We start from the raw sequence: 18534 nt of genomic DNA, 5'->3' as shown, positions 1-18534 counted from the left end.
GATTGAACGGCTCCCGCGCTGTTCATCAGGCCTGCATGCTGCGGGTCTGGTTCTGCTGTTGTTCCAGTTGCTGATCGCGGTCCTGTGCCAGGCGCTGTCCCGCGGCTTGCTGATCAATCCGCTGGCTGCTCTGCTCCAGCGGGGTGTTCATCGCCACGGCCGTATCCACCGACACGCGAAGGTGAGCGGGATCGCCGCCCTGGCCCTGCACCGCAAAGCTGCGCGAAGCATCGGCATTCATCACCACCTCGTCGATGCGCTTGCCGCCTGCAGCGTGCATCTCCGCCGCCAGGCTGCCCGCCAACTGCGTACTCATCACATCCGGCACGCGGCCGACGCGAACGTCCTGCGCATGCACGCCACGGATCGCGTCGTTGAACAGCGGGTTGCCCAGGTGGTTGGCATCGTCCATGCGCAGCATGCTGGTGTGATGGCCGTTCTTCTCGGCTTCGCGGCGTGCCGGTTCACCGGGCTGCAGCGGGCCGCGGATGTGGTCGTACAGATCGATGGCGCCGCCCGGGATGCCGCGTGCAGCGCGGGTGACGCCGCGACGCAGTGACTCGACGTCGTCGCGATACTCCTCGATCATCTTGGCGTTGTCTTTCGCCAGCTTCTGCGTTTCCGGGTGCTTCAGCACCGAGCCTTCGTTGAGGAAGTTGCCCAGCTTGTGCGCACCGAACGAGCTGGTGGCCGCGATGATCGGGCGATCCGGAATCAGATCACGCAGGGCGTGATTGCTGAAGCCGCTTGCCGCGAGCGTCTTGATCTCGTCGGGCTTGGCATAGATGCGCACCTGGCCGAAATGCGGTGACGCGGCGCTGACCGGATCGGAGGCCATGACGTGGTTGATCATGGTGTTGCCGCCTTCCGGAATGCGATAGCTGAGGCTGACCGCGCCGTAGGCATTGAAGGTCTCGCCCTTGACGTTGAAATGGTGCGAGGTGATCTGGGCCAGGGCGCCGCCGAGGGAGTGGCCTGTGACGGTAACTTCGGGCGGACGTTGTCCGAGATCCTGCCCTTCCTTCTTGGCGTAGGCGAGGGCGCGTTGGGTCAGCGCGATGGCGTCCGGAGCCTGCACGTTGGTGCGGGCAACGACCATGCCACCATCGGTCAGAATTGCATCGCGTGCGATCTGTTCGGTGCCGCGATGTGCGACGACAATTTCATGGGTGTCGACTCGCTGGTAGATCGTTCCCTGATAGCCGTTCAGTCGATTATCGACATGCTCGAGGATCTTGTACTCATGCCCGTTGATCGCTACGAGCTCTTCCTTGCCAGGAGCACGTCGACCGACCGCACGGTCCTTGTACACGTCGTCGGAAATGCCCGCGTAGTCTTGGCTGCTGAGCCTCATTGGCGGACCTCATTGGCTTCAAGTGAAGCAGAGAACAGTGCATTCTGAAGTTCAGGGCGGAATTTGGTGGGATCTTCCTGTCCGCTTGCGCCGTAGTCAGGAATCTCGTTCACGCGCGGATAGTCTGCACGAGGATAGTGGCGAGTTTCGGTCTCGCCTTTGACGAACGGCGCTGCCTCAATGAACGACAGGAAGCGCGTTTCACCCTCGGCGCCGGTGGCTTTCAGCATCGCGCCGGCGCCGCTGAATTCCCACTTGCAGACGCCACGACCGTAGTAGTCCTCATCCAGCATCCGGTCGAGGTACACGGTGCCGCGGTACTCGCCGTCGGCGACCTTGCGCAGCTCCACCGGCTCCTGGCTGGTGATGCGTGCGGCGGTACCGGTGGCCGGTTCGATGTGCCCGCACTGGTCTTCGTTGGTCACGTCGTACTGCGCGACACCTTCAACAACCGCGAAATCACCGGGAGCATCCTTCAGGCGCAGCACCAGTTCATAGGCCTTGCGCGGGCTGGGGTTGAGTTTGGCGAGGCCACGCCCACCCTGGGCGACATCGGCTTCAGCAGCGGCACGTTCCTGGTTCATGGCGGTCTCCGGATTGCAGGCGGTCAATAGAAGCAGAGCAAGGCACGGAATCATCTTGTGGCGCAATGTCGGCCTCCTTGGGGATAGAGGTAAATGTGACACTGGCAGCTCATTGCACAAGCTTCTGCACAGTGGTGGTGGTTGAGAACAGCGCGTCGCGCAGCTCTTCCTTGTACTCGGATGGATTCTCTTTGCCGCTTGCAGGGTAGTTGGCAGCGAGCTCGGCGCGAGGATAGGCATCCTTCGGATAGTGGAGAGTCAACGGCGAACCTGCGTCTACGCGATCTTTTTTAAGAAACGTCAGAAAGCGGGTACTTGCGGTGTCGCCAGTCGCGCGCAACATCGCACCGACACCCGTCAGCGTCCAATGGCAGACGCCACGCCCGTAGTAATCCTCGTCCTGCATGCGGTCGAGGTAGAACGTACCGCGGTATTCGTTCTTGTCGACCTGGCGCAGTGCGATAGGTTCCTGACTGGTGATGCGGCCCGCAGTGCCCGTTGCAGGTACGATCCGCCCACATGCTGCGTAGTTGCGTGCGTCGTACTGGGCAACGCCCTCGACCACCGCGAAGGGACCGGGGGCATCTTTCAGTGTCAGCACCAGCTCGTAGCCCTGCTTCGGTGCAGGGTTGAGTTTGGCCAAGCCGCGTCCACCAGCGGCGACGTCGCGCTCGGCATCAGCATAGGGCGAGCATGCGGCCAGTGGGATAAGGGCGAGCAACGCCAGCAGCGGCTGCCTTTTCCTTTCAGGGAGCGCTACTCCCATGGCCTGATCCTGCATCGTGCGTCCATGTCCATATATCCTTCCTGGGTGACAGGTTTCTCGATTATGGAGCGTGTCAGGAACGCTGCGCCACCGCCGCGGCGGCTTTTTGACGCGCCCGATGCGGTGTATTCCGGCGAATCGATTGCAGCACAGGGGATTCGGGCGTCGCGTTGGCCTTGCTGGCGGGGCTGTTCGCGGTTGAATCTGCGACGCAAATCAATAATTCACGCATTCATCACATTATCAAAGGCGTTCTCTTGAACTGCATGATCCGCACCGAAACCACGGCCGACCACGCCGCCATCCATGCACTCACCGAGGCCGCCTTCCGCGAAGCCCCGCACAGCAGCCACACCGAGCAGTTCATCGTCGATGCCCTGCGCGCCCGCGGGGAGTTGAGCATTTCGCTGGTCGCCGAAACTCAGGGCCAGGTGGTCGGCAACATTGCCCTGTCGCCGGTGACCATCAGCGATGGCAGCACGGGTTGGTTTGGTCTGGGCCCGATCTCGGTATTGCCCGCGTGGCAGGGGCAGGGCATCGGTGCGGCCCTGATGCACGCCGCACTTGAAGCACTGCGTCAGCAGGGTGCACATGGCTGTGTATTGCTGGGCGAGCCGGCCTATTACGGTCGTTTCGGCTTCCGTGCCGAGCCGGGCCTGGTGCTGCCGGGTGTGCCACCGGAGTACTTCCAGGCACTTTGCCTGCAGCCTCCGCTGGCTCAGGGCGAGGTGCAGTACTCACCGGCCTTCGAAGCGACAGCCTGAGCCACGGCGTGCGTGTGCCCGTTCAGGGCGCGCGCCAGACTGTCGGTTCGGGTTGCGGCTTCGGAATGCGGTAGCCGCCGATATGCTCGAGAAGTTCATTGGTACGGCGCTGCTCGATCAGTACCTCACGCAGCAGGTTGCGCACGGCGAAGATGGCGAAGGGCACCAGGATCCAGACCAGGCTGATGCCCAGCGCAAACAGGGTCAACAGGGCTTTTGCACCATCCATGTACGGCATTCCTTGATCGAAAGCAGCCACGCTAACACGCAGCTGCTCCCGGCGGATGTCAGGCCTTATACCGAAGGTGGATCAGCGGATACGGGCGGCCCTGCGAATCCAGTGACGAACGACCGGTTTCGACAAAGCCCATGCGCAGGTAGAAGCCTACGGCCTGCGCATTCTGTGCGTTGACGTCGGTGCTCAGCTGCGGGTGCAGGGCCAGTGCGTGCTGCAGCAGTTGACGGCCGATACCGGTCCCGCGCACGTCCGGATCGATGAACAGCGCTTCCATGTGGGTGCCGTCGATCAACATGAATCCCTGCGGCTGGTCCTGTGCATCGACGGCGACGGTCATCGGCGCCTGCGGCAGGAAAGCGGCCACTTCGGCATCGATGGCCTGGCGGTCTTCGGTACTGAGGAAGTCGTGGGTGGCGTCGACGGCGCGGCGCCAGAGGTCGACAAGGGCGGCGCCATCGTCAGCGCGAGAGGGACGGAGGGTGGTCATATGTTCACCAAGGTGCTTGCAGGAATGCGAAGTATGAAGCTTTCCGGTTGTGCCTGCAGGTACGGATTCATCCGGCATCGCGATGGCGGATGAAGGGACTGTAGGCAGTCGCTTCCACGCGCAGCACCACGCCATCCTCGAAGTCCTCGCTGTTGTTGAAGGGCACGGTCGGCCATTGCCGCCATCGCGACAGTCGCTCGCGGTAGGAAAGGGTGGCTGCAACCAATGCTCCGTCGTGGGCCTGAACGCGTTCCGCTGCAAGCCCTGAACGCACGCCGTGCACCATATGCGGCTCCATCACCTCGAAGCCGACGTAGCGCAGGCTGTACATCAACGGCCACAACAACAGCCGGGTGTGACCCTCGCGGCCATCAACCGCGCATGCCCGCGTCGAAGAGCCGGTGGTGACGCTCAGCAGCGCACGCTTGCCCTGCATCACGCCGCGCTCGTGGCGTTGCCGGCTGTTGTACATCGGCCCGTAGACCAGCACGCGGTCCAGCCAGCCCTTGAGGATGGCCGGCGCCGCAAACCACCACAGTGGGAACTGCAGGATCACCAGGTCCGCGGCCCGCAGCAGTTGCAGGTGACGCTGCACATCGGCGGGCAACTGGTCGTGTTCGGCGCTGTAGCGTTGTTCGCGCTGGGCATCGAAGCGCTCGGGCTGCAGGCGCCGTGGATGGTGCCAGGCCGCTTCCAGCGGATCGAAGCCTTCTACATACAGGTCGACCATGTCCACCTGCAGATGGTCGTGCCGCAGCTGCTCGGCCGCCTGCATGGCCAGGTGGGCATTGAAGGAGCGGGGTTCGGGGTGGGCCAGCAGGATCAGGGCGCGCATGGGGCGAGGTATTCGTGGAGTGTGCGACCATCCTCGCGGTGCCGGCATGCCCCGGCAATTACGCACTTTGAGGTAACCATGGCCTTTCCCGGTGATGTCTATGCCGCCGACTGCTCGGCGCGCGATGCGCTGGCACTGATCTCCGGCAAGTGGGTGATGCTGCTGCTGCCGGCATTGGCCGAGGGCCCGCAACGCAATGGTGCGCTGCTGCGGAAGATCGAAGGCATCTCGCAGAAGGTGCTGACTCAGACCCTGCGGCAGCTGGAGCGCAACGGCCTGATCGAGCGCTGCGATCTGGGCAGCAAGCCACTGCACGTGGAGTACCGGTTGACCGAGGTTGCGCGCAGTCTGGTAGACACCCTGACCGCGCTGGACCGTTGGGCCGAGCACAATTTCCCGGCGCTGGACGCTGCCCGCGAGCGCTTCGACGCGCGCTAGCGGCGCCTGCACGGCTGCGGGCGTACAATGCGGCCCCGGCGGCCATCCTGGCCCTGCAGACACGCGAGAACCGCCATGACCGACGCCCTGGGTGTGCCGGTGCACGACACCGACGAACACTGGATGCGCCACGCGCTGGCGCTGGCCGAGCGCGCGCAGCGCGAGTTCGACGAAATCCCGGTGGGGGCGGTGCTGGTCAGTGCCGACGGCCAACTGTTGGGTGAGGGCTGGAACCTCAACATCGCCTCGCACGACCCCAGCGCGCACGCCGAGATCGTGGCCATGCGGGCGGGCGGAAAGCTGCTGGCCAACCATCGTCTGCTTGGCAGCACGCTGTATGTGACCCTGGAGCCGTGTGCGATGTGTGCAATGGCAATCGTGCATGCTCGTGTCTCGCGCCTGGTCTACGGTGCCAGCGATCCCAAGACCGGTGCCTGCGGCAGCGTGTTCGACCTCATTGGCGACGCCCGCCACAACCACCGCGTCGAGATTCACGGCGGGGTGCTGGCCAAGGAAGCCAGTACGCGCCTGACCAATTATTTCCGCGCCAAGCGTGGCAAGCCGCCGCTGTTGCTGGAAGACCACGCCGGCGAGGGCTGAAGGCGAACGGGTATGATGGGCGCCTCTTTCCATCACCGGTAGGCCGCGCGCCTGCCCAGCAACGAGGCGACACATGGCGGACAACGGCGCGGCCAACGAACGACTGATCTGGATCGACCTGGAAATGACCGGGTTGGATACCGACAACGATTCGATCATCGAGATCGCCACCGTAGTCACTGACGCCCAGCTCAACGTGCTGGCCGAAGGTCCGGAATTCGCCATCCACCATCCGCTGGAAACGCTGGAAGCGATGGACGAGTGGAACCGCAACCAGCACCGCCGTTCGGGCCTGTGGCAGCGTGTGGTGGACAGCACGGTGACCCTTGCCCAAGCTGAAGCGCAGACGGTGAATTTCCTGGCGCAGTGGATCCCGGCCGGCCTGTCGCCGATGTGCGGCAACTCCATCTGCCAGGATCGCCGCTTCCTGCACCGCCAGATGCCGCGCCTGGAGAAGTACTTCCACTACCGCAACCTGGACGTGTCCACGGTAAAGGAGCTGGCCAAGCGCTGGGCGCCGACCGTGGCCGCTGGCGTCGGCAAGAACAGCAACCACACCGCGCTGAGCGACGTGCACGATTCGATTGCCGAGCTGCGCCACTATCGCCAGTTCATGGGCGCGCTGTCGGGGTTGCCCACGGCCTGAACAACGACGCCGGGCATGGCCCGCCGCTACCGGATGACACGCAAACTGGTAGTGCCGGCCGCTGGCCGGCAATTCAGAAACGGGGGACAGAACCGCTCCCCCTGTTTCCATCGTCAAGGAGACCAGTTGGGTCCCGGATCGGGACCGCGGCCATACAGGTTGACTGGCCGGCCGCAAGTGAAATGAACCGGTCGGCAGCCGTTGGGGCAGGTCTGGCGTGCGACTTCGGTGCCGAGCGCCAATTCATTGTCGCTGCGGAAGACCACTTCAAATTGGCCAGTGTCGTAGTGCTGCAGTGCGTAGGCACATCTTTCAGTGAACGAGGCAATGATCTCGCACTGTGTTCCGCTGCGCTTCTTACAGGTCTTCAATGCCTGTTTCTCGGCAGCCTTCGGTTTGTGTTGGCGAACGCTCCAGGCGAGGAGGGTGCCGTTCGGCGAGCGGGCAAATGCAACCCATTCGGAGCCCATCTTTACTCGGGTGGTTGGGATGGACGGAGCAAGTCCGGCATCGCCACCACCACCTCCGGGAATCGGCGCACAACCCAACACGCCTTGCCCGCCAATAGGATAGGAACCCGGCGGGCATCGACCTTCGGCCTTGGCGATGTGAGGCAGGCCGAGAGCAGCGAGGAAAAGGGTGCAGAGCAGCAGTAGTCGGGCGAGCATGGGGCGTCCTTGCCTAGGTTGTTCCATGGCCCCATGAAAGCGGGGCCGCTGGCTTGATCATAGACCGGTGGCGAGGGTGCTACCACCCTCCGTTCAACCCCCTGGCGCTAAGATCAGCGCCATGAACGAGCCCATCCTGCTTCCCCGCGACATTGCCCACGACGCCCGCGACTGGTCTGACCTGCAGCGGGCGGTGACCCTGCTGGAAGCGCCGACCCTGACCGCGCGCATGGCCAATCTGGTCGGCACGCCGCTGGAGTTCGCGGTGAAGGCCTTGCCCAGCTCGGTCTCCAACCGCATCCACGGCGCGGTGCAGGCGGCGCTGACCAAGTCGGCGCAGGCGGCGCTGTGGAGCATGGACAACACCCCCGGCAAGGAGGCGTCCACCCGCTGGCACAAGTTGGCCGCAGCGACCTCCGGTGCGGTGGGCGGCGCCTTTGGCTTTGCCGCGCTGTTCATCGAGCTGCCGGTGTCGACCACCATCATGATGCGCGCCGTGGCCGACGTGGCCCGCAGCGAGGGGTTCGACCTGTCTGAGTTCAGCACCCGCCAGGCGTGCCTGGAGGTGTTCGCGTTGGGTGGGAACTCGCCGCGTGACGATGCCAGCGAGACCGGCTATTACCTGGCCCGTGGCTTCACCACTGACGTGATGCGGCATCTTTCGGCCGAGCTGGCCGGGCGCGTGGTGACCGGCCGCGACCTGACCCTGGGCGTGGCGCCGAAGGAAGCTGGCAAGCTGCTGGCGAAGATGGTGGAGAAGGTGGCGGCGCGCTTCGGGGTGGTTGTCACCGAGAAATTCGCCGCGCAGGCGGTGCCGATCGTGGGTGCCGCTGCCGGTGCGACGTTGAACACCATGTTCACCGACTACTACCAGGACATGGCGCGCGGCCACTTCATCGTGCGCCGGCTGGAATTGAAGTACGGCGAAGATGTGGTGCGCACCTGCTATGACCGCGTGGCGCATGGCACGATCAGGATAGAACCCAGCCTGGAGTAGATCCACGCCATGCATGGATGAGCCTTCATGCCAGGCCATCCTTGCCTGCCGGGCACAACTGTTTTGCCATAACACGCCTGTTGCCTTTCGCAGGCGGTCCCCATTCTTGCTGGCACTCCCCCCGCAAGAGATGTCCGCCATGTTGTTCACCTCCCACCGCTTGGGTGCCTTGACCCTGCCCAACCGAATCGTCATGCCGCCGATGACCCGCTCGCGCGCTGCCGTCGGCAACGTTGCCACCGCGGAAATGGCCGCCTACTACGCGCAGCGGGCCAGCGCGGGCCTGATCGTCAGCGAAGGCACCCAGATCAGCCCGCAGGGCCAGGGCTATGCCTGGACCCCGGGCATCCACAGCGCCGAACAGGTGCAGGGCTGGCGACAGGTGACAGACGCCGTGCACGCTGCCGGCGGTCGCATCTACGCCCAGTTGTGGCACGTGGGTCGGGTCTCGCACGTCGCGCTGCAGCCCGGTGGTGCCGCGCCGGTGTCGTCGTCGGCGCTGCTGGCCGAGGGCGTGAAGGTGTTTGTCGACCCCACCGGCGCAGGCCCGGAAGCGGGCGTGGGTGAGATGATCCAGCACTCGATGCCGCGCGCGCTGGCCGAGGCCGAGATTCCGGGCATCATCGCCGACTACGCACAGGCCGCCCGCAATGCGCTGGCTGCGGGCTTCGATGGTGTCGAGCTTCACGGTGCCAATGGCTACCTGATCAACCAGTTCATCGATTCGCAGGCCAACCAGCGCACCGACGGCTATGGCGGCTCGCTGCAGAACCGGCTGCGTTTCCTGCGCGAGGTCGTGCAGGCGGTGATTGCAGAAGCCGGTGGTGAGCGCGTTGGCGTGCGCCTGGCGCCGTTGACGACCCTGCAGGGCGCGGTGGACGATACGCCGCAGGCCACCTACCTGGCGGCGGCACACCTGCTGGGCGAGCTGGGCGTGGGCTACCTGCACATCGCCGAGGCCGACTGGGATGACGCACCGCTGATGCCGGTGGCGTTCAAGCAGGCGCTGCGCATGATCTACCCAGGCACCCTGATCTACGCCGGCAAGTACACCGCCGAGCGCGCCGAGCAGGCACTGGCCGAAGGCTGGGCCGACCTGATCGGCTTCGGCCGCCCGTTCATCGCCAACCCGGACCTGCCCGAGCGCCTGCGTCTGGGGGCGGAATTGAACCTGCCGGATCGGGCGACGTTCTTTGGCGGTGGCGCGGTCGGATTCATCGATTACCCGACGCTGGAAGAGAGCGTTGCGGCCTGATCCCGGAGGCTGCCGGCCAGCGGCCGGCACTACCGGTGCAAGGATATGGGGGGGGGCCGACCGTTGGTCGGCACTCCCGATCAGGGCTTGTCGCGCACCAGCGCGTCGGCCTCGACCACGCCGCCATCCTTGCCGTGCAGGTACAGGTGCATGTCCTGCTGCGGATACGGAATGTTGATGCCGGCCTTGTCGAAGCCCAGCTTGAGCTGCTCCAGCAGCGTGACCTTGGTGCCGAACCAGTCGGCCGACTTCACGTAGCAGCGGATGCCAAGATTGATCGCGTGCGCGCCCAGCTCATACACCACCACGTCCGGTGCCGGCGTCTGCAGCACGCGCGGGTCGGCCTTCATCAGCGCCAGCGCGGTGTCGCGTGCCAGCTGGATGTTGTCCTCGTAGCCGATGCCGATCACCAGTTCGACGCGACGCGTCGGCTCGGCGGTCAGGTTGATGATCGGTGCGGCGGTGATCAACGTGTTCGGAATGGTGGTGTGCTGGTTGTCGGCACCGGTGATGACGGTCTGGAAGATGCGCACTTCGCGCACCGTGCCGGTCTGCCCGGCCACGGTCACCACATCGCCGACCCGGAACGGACGCAGTGTCACCAGCATCACGCCCGAGGCGATGTTGGACAGCGAATCCTTCAGTGCCAGGCCAACCGCGAGGCCGGCGGTGCCGAGCACGGCCAGCAGCGGGGTGATCTGCACGCCCAGCGTCCCAATGGCCAGCACTACCACGATGACCAGCGAAGCGGCATACACCACGTTGCGCAGGAAGCTGCCCAGCATCGGGTCCACGCCCATGCGCGCGGTGGCGCGTGGCATCGCATTGGACAGGCGGCGTGCCACCCACAGGCCCACCAGCAGCACCACGATGGCGGCCAGCAACGGCACGCCGTAGGTTTCCAGCAGGCGCTCCCAGTCGAGTGAGTGGAGCCAGGGGGTTGCGGCGGGGGCGGGTGGGGCAGTAGCAATCATGCGGGCTCCTTGTCGAACGGGCGCGGCGCTCAAGAACGCCAAAAACTGAAAACCCCGCAGAGGCGGGGTTGCATGCGGGCAAATTATCGGCACGGCGGGATGAACGTGATGTCAGCCGCCTTCGATCAATGCGCCAGTGCCCTTGAGCAGCGAGCGTAGTCCTTGCACCAGATGCGGTTCTACCGTGCTAAGCCAGAGGCGGCCGGGCACCAGCTCGTCCAATGTGCAGCCCGGGGTACCTTGCAGTATCCCAGCCAATGTCTTGCCGGGCGCGACGGGTGCACCCAGCTGTGCCGGATTGAGCAGACTGAGCGGGAAAATATTGCGGGCCTTGCGCAGGCGCACCTCCGGCGGAGCGTCATACCAGATCTGGTTGCGGTCTTCTTCATCCTGCGGCTGTGTTCCATCACAGTAGCCACTGATGTAGGCCTGCGGGCTGCGCTCAAAGGGGGGATGAGTGACGTAGCCGAAGTCCCAGTCATACAGGGCGATCAGCCTCACCAGAAGCTCCCGGAATGAATGCGGTTCCAGAGGAAAGCGAGCATCCTTGGAGAACAGAGCGAACTCCGTTCCAAGCTCGTGCATGGAGGAGAAATCCACTGATGCCGTCAGATCATAAGCGGGCGCGTCACTTCCTTTGGGTACAGCGACAACACTGAGGAGGGTCAGATCGTTGAAGCCATTCGAGAGAAGTCGTCGATGCGCTGCATTGCCCAGCTTCGCCAACTTGCTGCTGTGGCCCTTTCCATCAGACGCAAAGTAGGTCGCTTCTACTCCACGCTTTTCGAGCATGGATATAGCCAACTCGTGAAACTTCTGGAAATCCTGCGCTCCTGCCAGTGGGCCGGAGTAGTTGAACAGTCCAAGTGCGAACGGGATGGTCATGGGGCGAACCTTGCCGGCAAGTGATTCCAGTCCTCCCAGTGTGCGTCGGCCATTTCAGGGCGCCTACTGGAATAGTTGCAAATGGCGCATCGGCCCCGGCTGGTCCTCCCCAAAACAGAAACCCCGCCGAGGCGGGGTTTCTTTATTCAGCTTGCAGCTGGATCAGCCCTTGGCCTTCAGCTTGGCCAGGCGCAGCCAGGTATCGACCACGGTGTCCGGGTTCAGCGACACCGACTCGATGCCTTCCTGCATCAGCCATTCGGCCAGATCCGGATGATCGGACGGGCCCTGACCACAGATGCCGACGTACTTGCCCTTGGCACGTGCCGACTTGATCGCCATCGACAGCAGCTTCTTCACAGCCGGGTTACGTTCGTCGAACAGGTGCGCGACGATCGACGAGTCGCGGTCCAGGCCCAGGCTCAGCTGGGTCAGGTCGTTGGAGCCGATCGAGAAGCCGTCGAAGATCTCCAGGAACTCATCGGCGAGCAGTGCGTTGGACGGCACTTCGCACATCATGATGATCTTCAGGCCGTTCTCGCCCTGCTTCAGGCCGTTCTGTTCCAGCACCTCGATGACCTTGCGGCCTTCTTCCAGGGTGCGCACGAACGGAATCATGACCCACAGGTTGTCCAGGCCCATTTCGTTGCGCACGCGCAGCACGGCCTTGCACTCCAGCGCGAAGGCGGCCGAGAAGCTCGGGTCGACGTAACGGCTGGCGCCGCGGAAGCCGATCATCGGGTTCTCTTCGTGCGGCTCGTAGTTGCTGCCGCCGATCAGGTTGGCGTACTCGTTGGACTTGAAGTCCGACAGGCGCACGATCACGGCGTTCGGGGCGACCGAGGCGGTGAGGGTGGCGATGCCTTCAGCCAGGCGGTCCACGTAGAAGCTGACCGGATCACCATAGCCGGCGATCTTCTCGTCGATCTTCTTCTTCGTTGCTGCGTCCTGGCGGTCGTATTCCAGCAGCGCGTTCGGGTGGATGCCGATGTGGCTGGCGATGATCATCTCCAGGCGGGCCAGGCCGATGCCGGCGTTCGGCAGCTGGCCGAAGTCGAAGGCACGTTCCGGGTTGGCCACGTTCATCATGATCTTCAGCGGTGCCGGCGGCATGTTGCCCAGATCGGTGGTGGTGCGCTCGAAGCCGAGCTTGCCTTCGTAGATGAAGCCGGTATCGCCTTCAGCGCAGCTGACGGTGACCAGCTGGCCATCTTCGATCACCTTGGTGGCATTGCCCGAACCGACCACGGCCGGCACGCCCAGCTCGCGCGCGATGATCGCGGCGTGGCAGGTGCGGCCGCCACGGTTGGTGACGATGGCCGAAGCGCGCTTCATCACCGGCTCCCAATCGGGATCGGTCATGTCGGCGATCAGCACGTCGCCCGGCTGCACGCGGTTCATGTCGTCCAGCGTCTTGACCACGCGGGCTACGCCCGAGCCGATCTTGGCACCAACGGCGCGGCCTTCGGCCAGCACGTTGCCGCCCTTTTCAGTCAGCGCGAAGCGCTCGATCTGGGTGGCGTGGCTGCGCGACTTCACGGTTTCCGGGCGCGCCTGCACGATGAACAGCTTGCCGCTGACACCGTCCTTGGCCCACTCGATGTCCATCGGGCGGCCGTAGTGCTTCTCGATGACCAGCGCCTGCTTGGACAGTTCCTGCACGTCCTCGTCGCTGATCGAGAAGGTGTTGCGCAGTTCGGCCGGGGTATCTTCGATCCTGACGCGCTCACCCGGAACATCCGAGTACACCATGCGGATCGCCTTGCTGCCGAGCGAGCGGCGCAGGATCGCCGGCTTGCCGGCCTGCAGGGTGGGCTTGTAGACGTAGTACTCGTCCGGGTTGACCGCGCCCTGCACGACCATTTCGCCCAGGCCGAAGGACGAAGTGACGAACACCACGTCGCGGAAGCCGGACTCGGTGTCCAGGGTGAACAGCACGCCGGAGGAACCGACGCCCGAACGCACCATCAGCTGCACGCCGGCGGACAGGAACACGTCCTCATGCTTGAAGCCGTGGTGCACGCGGTAGGCGATGGCGCGGTCGTTGTACAGCGAGGCGAACACTTCCTTGACCTTGTGCACGACATCGTCGGCACCGGTGACGTTGAGGAAGGTTTCCTGCTGGCCGGCGAAGGAGGCATCCGGCAGATCCTCGGCGGTGGCCGACGAACGCACGGCCACGGCCACGTCGCCGCCGCCATTGTCGGCGCTCAGCTGGGCGTAGGCGGTGCGGATGTCCTGGTCCAGCTGCGGCTGCAGCGGAGCGTCGATCACCCAGGAGCGGATTTCCTTGCCCGCGGCGGTCAGAGCGTTGACGTCCTCGACGTCCAGCGTGGCCAGCTTGTCGAAGATGCGCTTGGACAGGTCGTTGTGCGCGATGAAGTCCTTGAAGGCTTCAGCGGTGGTGGCATAACCGCCCGGCACCGAAACGCCCAGACCGGCCAGGTTGCCGATCATCTCGCCCAGCGACGAATTCTTGCCGCCTACGCGGGCCAGATCGGCCAGACGCAGTTCGTGCAACCACAGGATGTTCTCGTTCAAGCGCGATGCTCCGTTTGGCCATCGCCCGAGGCGGGCTGAGTGGCCGCGTCCGTAGGAAGAAGCCGATATGATGCCGGGCAGAGCACCGTCGGCACAAGCTTGTGCTGGCGGCCTTTTTAGGCTTCATAGGGGGTAAAAGCGCGCATGTCGACCATCCGTCCGGTGTTCTACGTTTCCGATGGAACCGGTATCACCGCTGAAACCATTGGGCATAGCCTGCTTACCCAGTTCTCCGGGTTCAGCTTCATTACCGATCGCATGTCGTTTGTCGACGACCCCGAAAAAGCGCGTGAAGCCTGTGCCCGGATACAGGCGGCAGGGGAGCGGTACCAGGTCCGGCCGATCGTGGTGAACTCCTGCGTGGACCAGAGCCTGAGCCTGATCCTGGCCGACAGCGGGGCGCTGATGCTGGATGTGTTCGCGCCGTTCATCGAGCCGCTGGAGCGTGAACTGGCCAGCCCGCGCCTGGCCCGGGTCGGCCAGGCCCACGGCATGGTCGATTTCGACACCTACCACCGCCGCATCAACGCGATGAACTTCGCCCTGACCCATGACGATGGCATCGCGGTGAACTACGACGATGCCGACGTGATCCTGGTGGCGGTGTCGCGCGCCGGCAAGACGCCCACCTGCATCTACCTGGCCCTGCATTACGGGGTACGCGCGGCCAACTACCCGCTGACCGACGAAGACCTGGAAAGCGACCGCCTGCCGCCGCGCCTGCGCAACTACCGGCGCAAGCTGTTCGGCCTGACCATCGACCCCGACCGCCTGCAGCAGATCCGCCAGGAGCGCCGTCCGAACTCGCGCTACGCCAACCTGGACACCTGCAAGCGCGAGGTGGCTGCGGCCGAGACCATGTTCCGCATGGAGCGGATCCCGACCCTGAGCACGACGCATACCTCGATCGAGGAGATTTCCAGCAAGGTGCTGGCCACGCTGGGGCTGCAGCGCGAGCTGTATTGATCCGTCGCCGCGACCAACGGGCGTGGCCTACCTGTGTGGCGGGCATTACGCCTCCTCTGCGGTGGGTATCGGCCGTTGGTCGACACCGAGTCCCTTTGGTCAGGGCGATCCCGCCCCCACGTTGAAGCACCAACGTGTAGGATCGACCCATGGCCCAAGCCTCGCCCCGCACCGAACGCATTCCCCGCCTGAGCCGGTTGAGCTGGCTCATGGGCCTGTACGCGGAAAACTACCGCCACCTGGTGCGCCTGTTCGAACCGGCCGGACTGGTGGCGGGCAGCTACATTTCCTCGATCGGCGACGGCCTGGACGTACGCCTGGACGTGATCGAGTGCCACCGCTACACGGTGGAACTGCGCCTGACCTACGACCTGGCCGACCCGGTCACCGGTGAACCGGATCCGTCGGCCTACGTGCGCCTGTATCGTGATGCGCGCCAGGCGGAGACCACGCACTGCTACGTCGGTCGCCGCTGGCAGGACACCATGGGCCTGTACCCCCCGCCGGCGGAGCTGATCAGCCATCGCATGCGGATGAACACCTTCCTCGGCAAATGGCTGGAATACCTGGCCGAACGCGGCCACGGCGTCGCCACCCTGCGCCGCAATCCCGATGGTGCCGGCACGCCCACCGAGCGCCGCCTGTCGCTGGTGCGCTGATCGGCCATAATCCACGGCTGACCTGCCGCTGGATGCTGCCCCATGCCGTATACCCCGATCGTCGCCACCCTGGGCTACGTGCTGTCGCCCGATCGTCGCCAGGTGCTGATGATCCATCGCAATACCCGCCCCGGTGATCATCATCTGGGCAAGTACAACGGGCTGGGTGGCAAGATCGAAGCGGACGAGGACGTGGCCGCCAGCATGCGCCGCGAGATCCAGGAAGAGGCCGGTATCGACTGCACCAGCATGCGTCTGCGCGGCACTCTCAGCTGGCCGGGTTTCGGCAAGCATGGCGAGGACTGGCTGGGCTTCGTGTTCGTCATCGATGGATTCGAGGGCACCCCGCACGGCGGCAACCACGAAGGCACGCTGGAGTGGGTGGACCTGGACAAGCTGGACACGCTGCCGATGTGGGAGGGCGACCGCAACTTCCTGCCGCTGGTGTTCGATACCGACCCTCGCCCGTTCCACGGCGTGATGCCGTACAAGGACGGCCGCATGGTGAGCTGGTCCTTCAGCCGTCTGTAACCTGGCGAATCGTGTGGGTGCCACCCATTCCGGTGGGGGCCAACCGTGGTTGGCACGCTCTTCTGGTTGATTAATGCCCGGGTAATATTGACGGCCGCAAATTACCCGGGCAATATTGGTGCATCGCCTCTGATGCCATTGCCATGCCTGCGTCCCGACTCCCTCCCTTCAGTTGCTTCGACGGCCATCGCCTGGTCGCTTCCGGTACCCCGGAGGTGGCGGCGTTGGCGCTGAAACAGCTGCGCGCCGACAACGCTGCCGGACCGCTGCTGGTGTTCGACAACGCTACCGGCCGCACCCGTGATTTCGATACGCGTGGTAGCGACGCAGAACTGCTTTCGCGGGTGGCTGCCGCGTTCCCATCGGCCGTGCAAGCGGACGCCGGAATCGCTCATGAAGACGCGCCAGTTGCCCCGCGTGGCCGTGGCCGCCCCAAGCTGGGTGTGGTCGCCCGAGAAGTGACCTTGCTGCCGCGCCATTGGGCGTGGCTGGCCGAGCAGCCTGGCGGTGCCTCAGTGGTGCTGCGCAGGCTGGTGGAGGCGGCCAGCCGTGCCGGTGCTGACAAGGACCGCCAGCGTCGTGACAGCGAGCGTGCCTATCACTTCCTGCAGGCCATCGCTGGTGACCTGCCTGGCTTCGAGGAAGCCATCCGCGTCCTGTTCGCGCATGACCGCGCGGGCCTGGAAGCGGCGTTGCGGAGTTGGCCCGCGGATGTGCGCGCCCACGCTCTGCGCCTGGCCTTCGACGATCCTGCGGACCACGCCGACGGCTGAGCCATCGCGCCGTTGCTGAGCGACGGCCCCACCTGACCGCGGGTCCAGGCCCGCTTCCCCTGTGCGTGCTTTGCTGGCGGAAACGCCGGGCAGGGCGGCGCCTTGCCCAGAGAACCCCATGAGTCCCCCTGTACATCCGATACCTCCGGCAGCACCCCCGCTGTGGCGAACCTATCTGACCCTGCTGCTGCCGATGCTGCTGACCAATGCGCTGCAGCTGGCCGCAGGCACGCTCGACAACATCTACCTCGGCCATCTGCTTGGCACACAGGCAGTGGCCGCAGCGGCTGCGTTCTTCCCGGTCTTCTTCCTGCTGTTGGCCCTGGTAATGGGCCTGGCGACCGGTGCGATGGTGCTGATCGGCCAGGCCTGGGGCGCGGGCCGCCCTCAGCAGGCACGCGCGGTGGCTGGCAGCGCGGTGGCGCTGATCCTGCTGTTGTCGGTGCTGGTGATGGCCCTGGGCGGCGGTTTTGCGCCACAACTGCTGGCGGCGTTGGGCACGCCGGCAGCGGTCCTCAGTGAGTCCATTGGCTACGCACGCGTGCTGCTGCTGACGGCACCGGTGTTCTTCCTGCTGTGGCTGGCCACTGCGGTGAGCCGCGCGGTGGGCGATGCGAAGACACCGCTGCATGCGCTGCTGCTGGCAACGGTGGTCGGCCTGCTGTGCACGCCGCTGCTGATCCTCGGCTGGGCCGGCCCGCCGCAGCTGGGTTCGGCCAGTGCGGCAGTCTCGGCGGCGTTTGCCTCGCTGCTGGCCCTGGCCTGGCTTATGTGGCGGTGGCAGAGGATGGGGCACCCGTTGGCGCCGGGACGTGAGCTGCTGCGTGCCATCCGTTTCGATGGCGTGCTCATCCGCGCGATGCTGCGCATCGGCGTGCCGTCTTCGTTGCAGATGCTCAGCCTGGCCATTGCCGAGATCGTGCTGCTGGGCTGGATCAACCGCTACGGTTACACGGCCACGGCCGCCTACGGTGCGGTCAACCAGTTGATGAGCTGGGTGCAGCAGCCGGCGATGTCACTGGGGATCACCGCCACCATCCTCGCGGCGCATGCGATGGGCGCGGGGCGTACGGCACGGCTGCCCGCCATCGCCCGCACCGGCGTGCTGCTTGGACTGGCGATGCTGAGCGCGGTGGTGCTGCTGGTGATGGCGCTGGCGCCCTGGCTGACCGGGCTGATCCTGGTGGCGACCGAAGCGCGCGAACTGGCCACGCTGCAGTTGCGTACGGTGGTGTGGGGCGTGCTGGCGATGGGAGGCAGCACCGTGCTGGTCGGGGTGATGCGCGGCAGCGGAACGGTTTTGCTGCCCGCGTTGCTGGGCATGGCGGCGGTACTGCTGCTGGAGCTGCCGCTGGCGATGTGCTTGCAGGCGCGGCATGGGCTGGCGGGCGTGTGGTGGGCGTGGCCGCTGGGGTTGCTGGCGATGCTGGTGATGCAGGTGTTCTGTTTCGCGCGTTGGCGGCGACGGGTGCAAGGCGGGTAATGCCGGCCGCTGGCCGGCAACCCGGAACGGTCGGGGCAGCCGGCCAGCGGCCGGCACTACCCCATCATGGCCCCTGTTCCCGCACCCCGT

The 18534-nt window shown here is 65.1% G+C and carries 21 protein-coding genes; 11 read left to right on the top strand and 10 right to left on the bottom strand.

Translation table 11 applies throughout. The features are described 5' to 3' along the window. Window positions 1–25: 25 nt before the first annotated feature. The 3 genes from V3B46_RS02250 to V3B46_RS02240 are packed head-to-tail and all read right to left on the bottom strand — an operon-like array spanning window position 26 to window position 2719. Complete coding sequence (locus V3B46_RS02250) at window positions 26–1354, bottom strand: XVIPCD domain-containing protein (RefSeq protein WP_329891025.1); 1329 nt, start codon at window positions 1352–1354, stop codon at window positions 26–28. Next, complete coding sequence (locus V3B46_RS02245) at window positions 1351–2004, bottom strand: hypothetical protein (RefSeq protein WP_032129517.1); 654 nt, start codon at window positions 2002–2004, stop codon at window positions 1351–1353. The genes V3B46_RS02250 and V3B46_RS02245 overlap by 4 nt, the downstream gene beginning before the upstream one ends. 43 nt (window positions 2005–2047) lie before the next feature. Further along, window positions 2048–2719: a hypothetical protein gene (locus V3B46_RS02240; RefSeq protein ID WP_329891024.1), complete on the bottom strand. Its 672-nt coding sequence runs from the start codon at window positions 2717–2719 to the stop codon at window positions 2048–2050. 242 nt (window positions 2720–2961) lie between these two features. On the opposite strand from V3B46_RS02240, the gene V3B46_RS02235 reads away from it, so the two are divergent. Further along, window positions 2962–3468 carry a GNAT family N-acetyltransferase gene (locus V3B46_RS02235; protein WP_489686281.1) on the top strand — a complete coding sequence of 169 codons (507 nt, stop codon included), beginning with the start codon at window positions 2962–2964 and terminating at the stop codon, window positions 3466–3468. 22 nt (window positions 3469–3490) lie between these two features. Here the strand turns inward: V3B46_RS02235 and V3B46_RS02230 are convergent, their stop codons facing one another. The 3 genes from V3B46_RS02230 to V3B46_RS02220 all read right to left on the bottom strand — a co-directional run bounded on the left by V3B46_RS02230 (window position 3491) and on the right by V3B46_RS02220 (window position 5028). Further along, window positions 3491–3697, bottom strand: a complete 207-nt coding sequence (locus V3B46_RS02230; RefSeq protein ID WP_071227606.1) for a hypothetical protein — start codon at window positions 3695–3697, stop codon at window positions 3491–3493. A gap of 58 nt (window positions 3698–3755) precedes the next feature. After that, window positions 3756–4193, bottom strand: coding sequence for an acetyltransferase (locus V3B46_RS02225; RefSeq protein ID WP_329891022.1), 438 nt, complete (start codon window positions 4191–4193; stop codon window positions 3756–3758). A 67-nt stretch (window positions 4194–4260) separates the two neighbouring features. Beyond that, window positions 4261–5028: an NAD(P)H-dependent oxidoreductase gene (locus V3B46_RS02220; protein WP_329891021.1), complete on the bottom strand. Its 768-nt coding sequence runs from the start codon at window positions 5026–5028 to the stop codon at window positions 4261–4263. A gap of 78 nt (window positions 5029–5106) precedes the next feature. Between V3B46_RS02220 and V3B46_RS02215 the strand changes: the two genes are divergently transcribed. The 3 genes from V3B46_RS02215 (at window position 5107) to orn (ending at window position 6712) form a co-directional block, all read left to right on the top strand. Further along, on the top strand, window positions 5107–5466 hold the full coding sequence (locus V3B46_RS02215; protein ID WP_154352835.1) for a winged helix-turn-helix transcriptional regulator: 360 nt from the start codon (window positions 5107–5109) through the stop codon (window positions 5464–5466). 75 nt (window positions 5467–5541) lie between these two features. Beyond that, window positions 5542–6066, top strand: coding sequence for a tRNA adenosine(34) deaminase TadA (tadA, locus tag V3B46_RS02210; RefSeq protein WP_329891020.1), 525 nt, complete (start codon window positions 5542–5544; stop codon window positions 6064–6066). A 73-nt stretch (window positions 6067–6139) separates the two neighbouring features. Beyond that, entirely contained in the window at window positions 6140–6712 is a 573-nt protein-coding gene (gene orn / locus V3B46_RS02205) for an oligoribonuclease (protein WP_012511426.1), read from the top strand. A 113-nt stretch (window positions 6713–6825) separates the two neighbouring features. Here the strand turns inward: orn and V3B46_RS02200 are convergent, their stop codons facing one another. Beyond that, on the bottom strand, window positions 6826–7380 hold the full coding sequence (locus V3B46_RS02200) for a DUF4189 domain-containing protein (RefSeq protein ID WP_154263891.1): 555 nt from the start codon (window positions 7378–7380) through the stop codon (window positions 6826–6828). A 121-nt stretch (window positions 7381–7501) separates the two neighbouring features. On the opposite strand from V3B46_RS02200, the gene V3B46_RS02195 reads away from it, so the two are divergent. Both V3B46_RS02195 and V3B46_RS02190 read left to right on the top strand, forming a co-directional pair. Continuing rightward, window positions 7502–8377, top strand: coding sequence for an EcsC family protein (locus V3B46_RS02195; RefSeq protein ID WP_329891019.1), 876 nt, complete (start codon window positions 7502–7504; stop codon window positions 8375–8377). A gap of 139 nt (window positions 8378–8516) precedes the next feature. Next, window positions 8517–9632, top strand: a complete 1116-nt coding sequence (locus tag V3B46_RS02190) for an alkene reductase (RefSeq protein WP_154352832.1) — start codon at window positions 8517–8519, stop codon at window positions 9630–9632. 80 nt (window positions 9633–9712) lie between these two features. On the opposite strand, the gene V3B46_RS02185 is transcribed toward V3B46_RS02190, so the two are convergent. From V3B46_RS02185 to ppsA, 3 genes are all read right to left on the bottom strand, one after another. Beyond that, window positions 9713–10606, bottom strand: a complete 894-nt coding sequence (locus V3B46_RS02185; RefSeq protein ID WP_329891018.1) for a mechanosensitive ion channel family protein — start codon at window positions 10604–10606, stop codon at window positions 9713–9715. Window positions 10607–10717: 111 nt separating this feature from the next. Then, window positions 10718–11491, bottom strand: a complete 774-nt coding sequence (locus V3B46_RS02180; RefSeq protein WP_329891017.1) for a hypothetical protein — start codon at window positions 11489–11491, stop codon at window positions 10718–10720. Window positions 11492–11653: 162 nt separating this feature from the next. After that, window positions 11654–14032 carry a phosphoenolpyruvate synthase gene (gene ppsA / locus V3B46_RS02175; protein ID WP_329891016.1) on the bottom strand — a complete coding sequence of 793 codons (2379 nt, stop codon included), beginning with the start codon at window positions 14030–14032 and terminating at the stop codon, window positions 11654–11656. Between the two features lie 144 nt (window positions 14033–14176). Between ppsA and ppsR the strand changes: the two genes are divergently transcribed. From ppsR to V3B46_RS02150, 5 genes are all read left to right on the top strand, one after another. After that, window positions 14177–14998 (top strand): posphoenolpyruvate synthetase regulatory kinase/phosphorylase PpsR, encoded by an 822-nt coding sequence (gene ppsR / locus V3B46_RS02170; RefSeq protein ID WP_005417170.1) that lies wholly within the window; start codon window positions 14177–14179, stop codon window positions 14996–14998. A 149-nt stretch (window positions 14999–15147) separates the two neighbouring features. Beyond that, entirely contained in the window at window positions 15148–15657 is a 510-nt protein-coding gene (locus V3B46_RS02165) for a DUF1249 domain-containing protein (RefSeq protein ID WP_329891015.1), read from the top strand. Between the two features lie 42 nt (window positions 15658–15699). After that, window positions 15700–16188 (top strand): NUDIX hydrolase, encoded by a 489-nt coding sequence (locus V3B46_RS02160; protein ID WP_019660268.1) that lies wholly within the window; start codon window positions 15700–15702, stop codon window positions 16186–16188. A 143-nt stretch (window positions 16189–16331) separates the two neighbouring features. Further along, window positions 16332–16961, top strand: a complete 630-nt coding sequence (locus tag V3B46_RS02155) for a DUF2239 family protein (RefSeq protein ID WP_329891014.1) — start codon at window positions 16332–16334, stop codon at window positions 16959–16961. A 118-nt stretch (window positions 16962–17079) separates the two neighbouring features. Continuing rightward, entirely contained in the window at window positions 17080–18444 is a 1365-nt protein-coding gene (locus V3B46_RS02150; RefSeq protein WP_329891013.1) for an MATE family efflux transporter, read from the top strand. Window positions 18445–18534: the final 90 nt, after the last annotated feature.

It is taken from the genome of Stenotrophomonas sp. SMYL11, assembly GCF_036320005.1.
Lineage (GTDB): Bacteria > Pseudomonadota > Gammaproteobacteria > Xanthomonadales > Xanthomonadaceae > Stenotrophomonas > Stenotrophomonas maltophilia_A.
Note: the sequence above shows the minus strand (reverse complement) of the source record. Positions and strands in the feature narration are given on the sequence as shown.

Excerpts from the sequence above, each read along its gene's own strand:
- V3B46_RS02250 (WP_329891025.1), bottom strand. The coding sequence starts at position 1,354 with ATGAGGCTCAGCAGCCAAGACTACGCGGGCATTTCCGACGACGTGTAC.
- V3B46_RS02240 (WP_329891024.1), bottom strand. The coding sequence starts at position 2,719 with ATGCAGGATCAGGCCATGGGAGTAGCGCTCCCTGAAAGGAAAAGGCAG.
- V3B46_RS02230 (WP_071227606.1), bottom strand. The coding sequence starts at position 3,697 with ATGGATGGTGCAAAAGCCCTGTTGACCCTGTTTGCGCTGGGCATCAGC.
- V3B46_RS02225 (WP_329891022.1), bottom strand. The coding sequence starts at position 4,193 with ATGACCACCCTCCGTCCCTCTCGCGCTGACGATGGCGCCGCCCTTGTC.
- V3B46_RS02220 (WP_329891021.1), bottom strand. The coding sequence starts at position 5,028 with ATGCGCGCCCTGATCCTGCTGGCCCACCCCGAACCCCGCTCCTTCAAT.
- V3B46_RS02215 (WP_154352835.1), top strand. The coding sequence starts at position 5,107 with ATGGCCTTTCCCGGTGATGTCTATGCCGCCGACTGCTCGGCGCGCGAT.
- tadA (WP_329891020.1), top strand. The coding sequence starts at position 5,542 with ATGACCGACGCCCTGGGTGTGCCGGTGCACGACACCGACGAACACTGG.
- orn (WP_012511426.1), top strand. The coding sequence starts at position 6,140 with ATGGCGGACAACGGCGCGGCCAACGAACGACTGATCTGGATCGACCTG.
- V3B46_RS02200 (WP_154263891.1), bottom strand. The coding sequence starts at position 7,380 with ATGCTCGCCCGACTACTGCTGCTCTGCACCCTTTTCCTCGCTGCTCTC.
- V3B46_RS02195 (WP_329891019.1), top strand. The coding sequence starts at position 7,502 with ATGAACGAGCCCATCCTGCTTCCCCGCGACATTGCCCACGACGCCCGC.
- V3B46_RS02190 (WP_154352832.1), top strand. The coding sequence starts at position 8,517 with ATGTTGTTCACCTCCCACCGCTTGGGTGCCTTGACCCTGCCCAACCGA.
- V3B46_RS02185 (WP_329891018.1), bottom strand. The coding sequence starts at position 10,606 with ATGATTGCTACTGCCCCACCCGCCCCCGCCGCAACCCCCTGGCTCCAC.
- V3B46_RS02180 (WP_329891017.1), bottom strand. The coding sequence starts at position 11,491 with ATGACCATCCCGTTCGCACTTGGACTGTTCAACTACTCCGGCCCACTG.
- ppsR (WP_005417170.1), top strand. The coding sequence starts at position 14,177 with ATGTCGACCATCCGTCCGGTGTTCTACGTTTCCGATGGAACCGGTATC.
- V3B46_RS02165 (WP_329891015.1), top strand. The coding sequence starts at position 15,148 with ATGGCCCAAGCCTCGCCCCGCACCGAACGCATTCCCCGCCTGAGCCGG.
- V3B46_RS02160 (WP_019660268.1), top strand. The coding sequence starts at position 15,700 with ATGCCGTATACCCCGATCGTCGCCACCCTGGGCTACGTGCTGTCGCCC.
- V3B46_RS02155 (WP_329891014.1), top strand. The coding sequence starts at position 16,332 with ATGCCTGCGTCCCGACTCCCTCCCTTCAGTTGCTTCGACGGCCATCGC.
- V3B46_RS02150 (WP_329891013.1), top strand. The coding sequence starts at position 17,080 with ATGAGTCCCCCTGTACATCCGATACCTCCGGCAGCACCCCCGCTGTGG.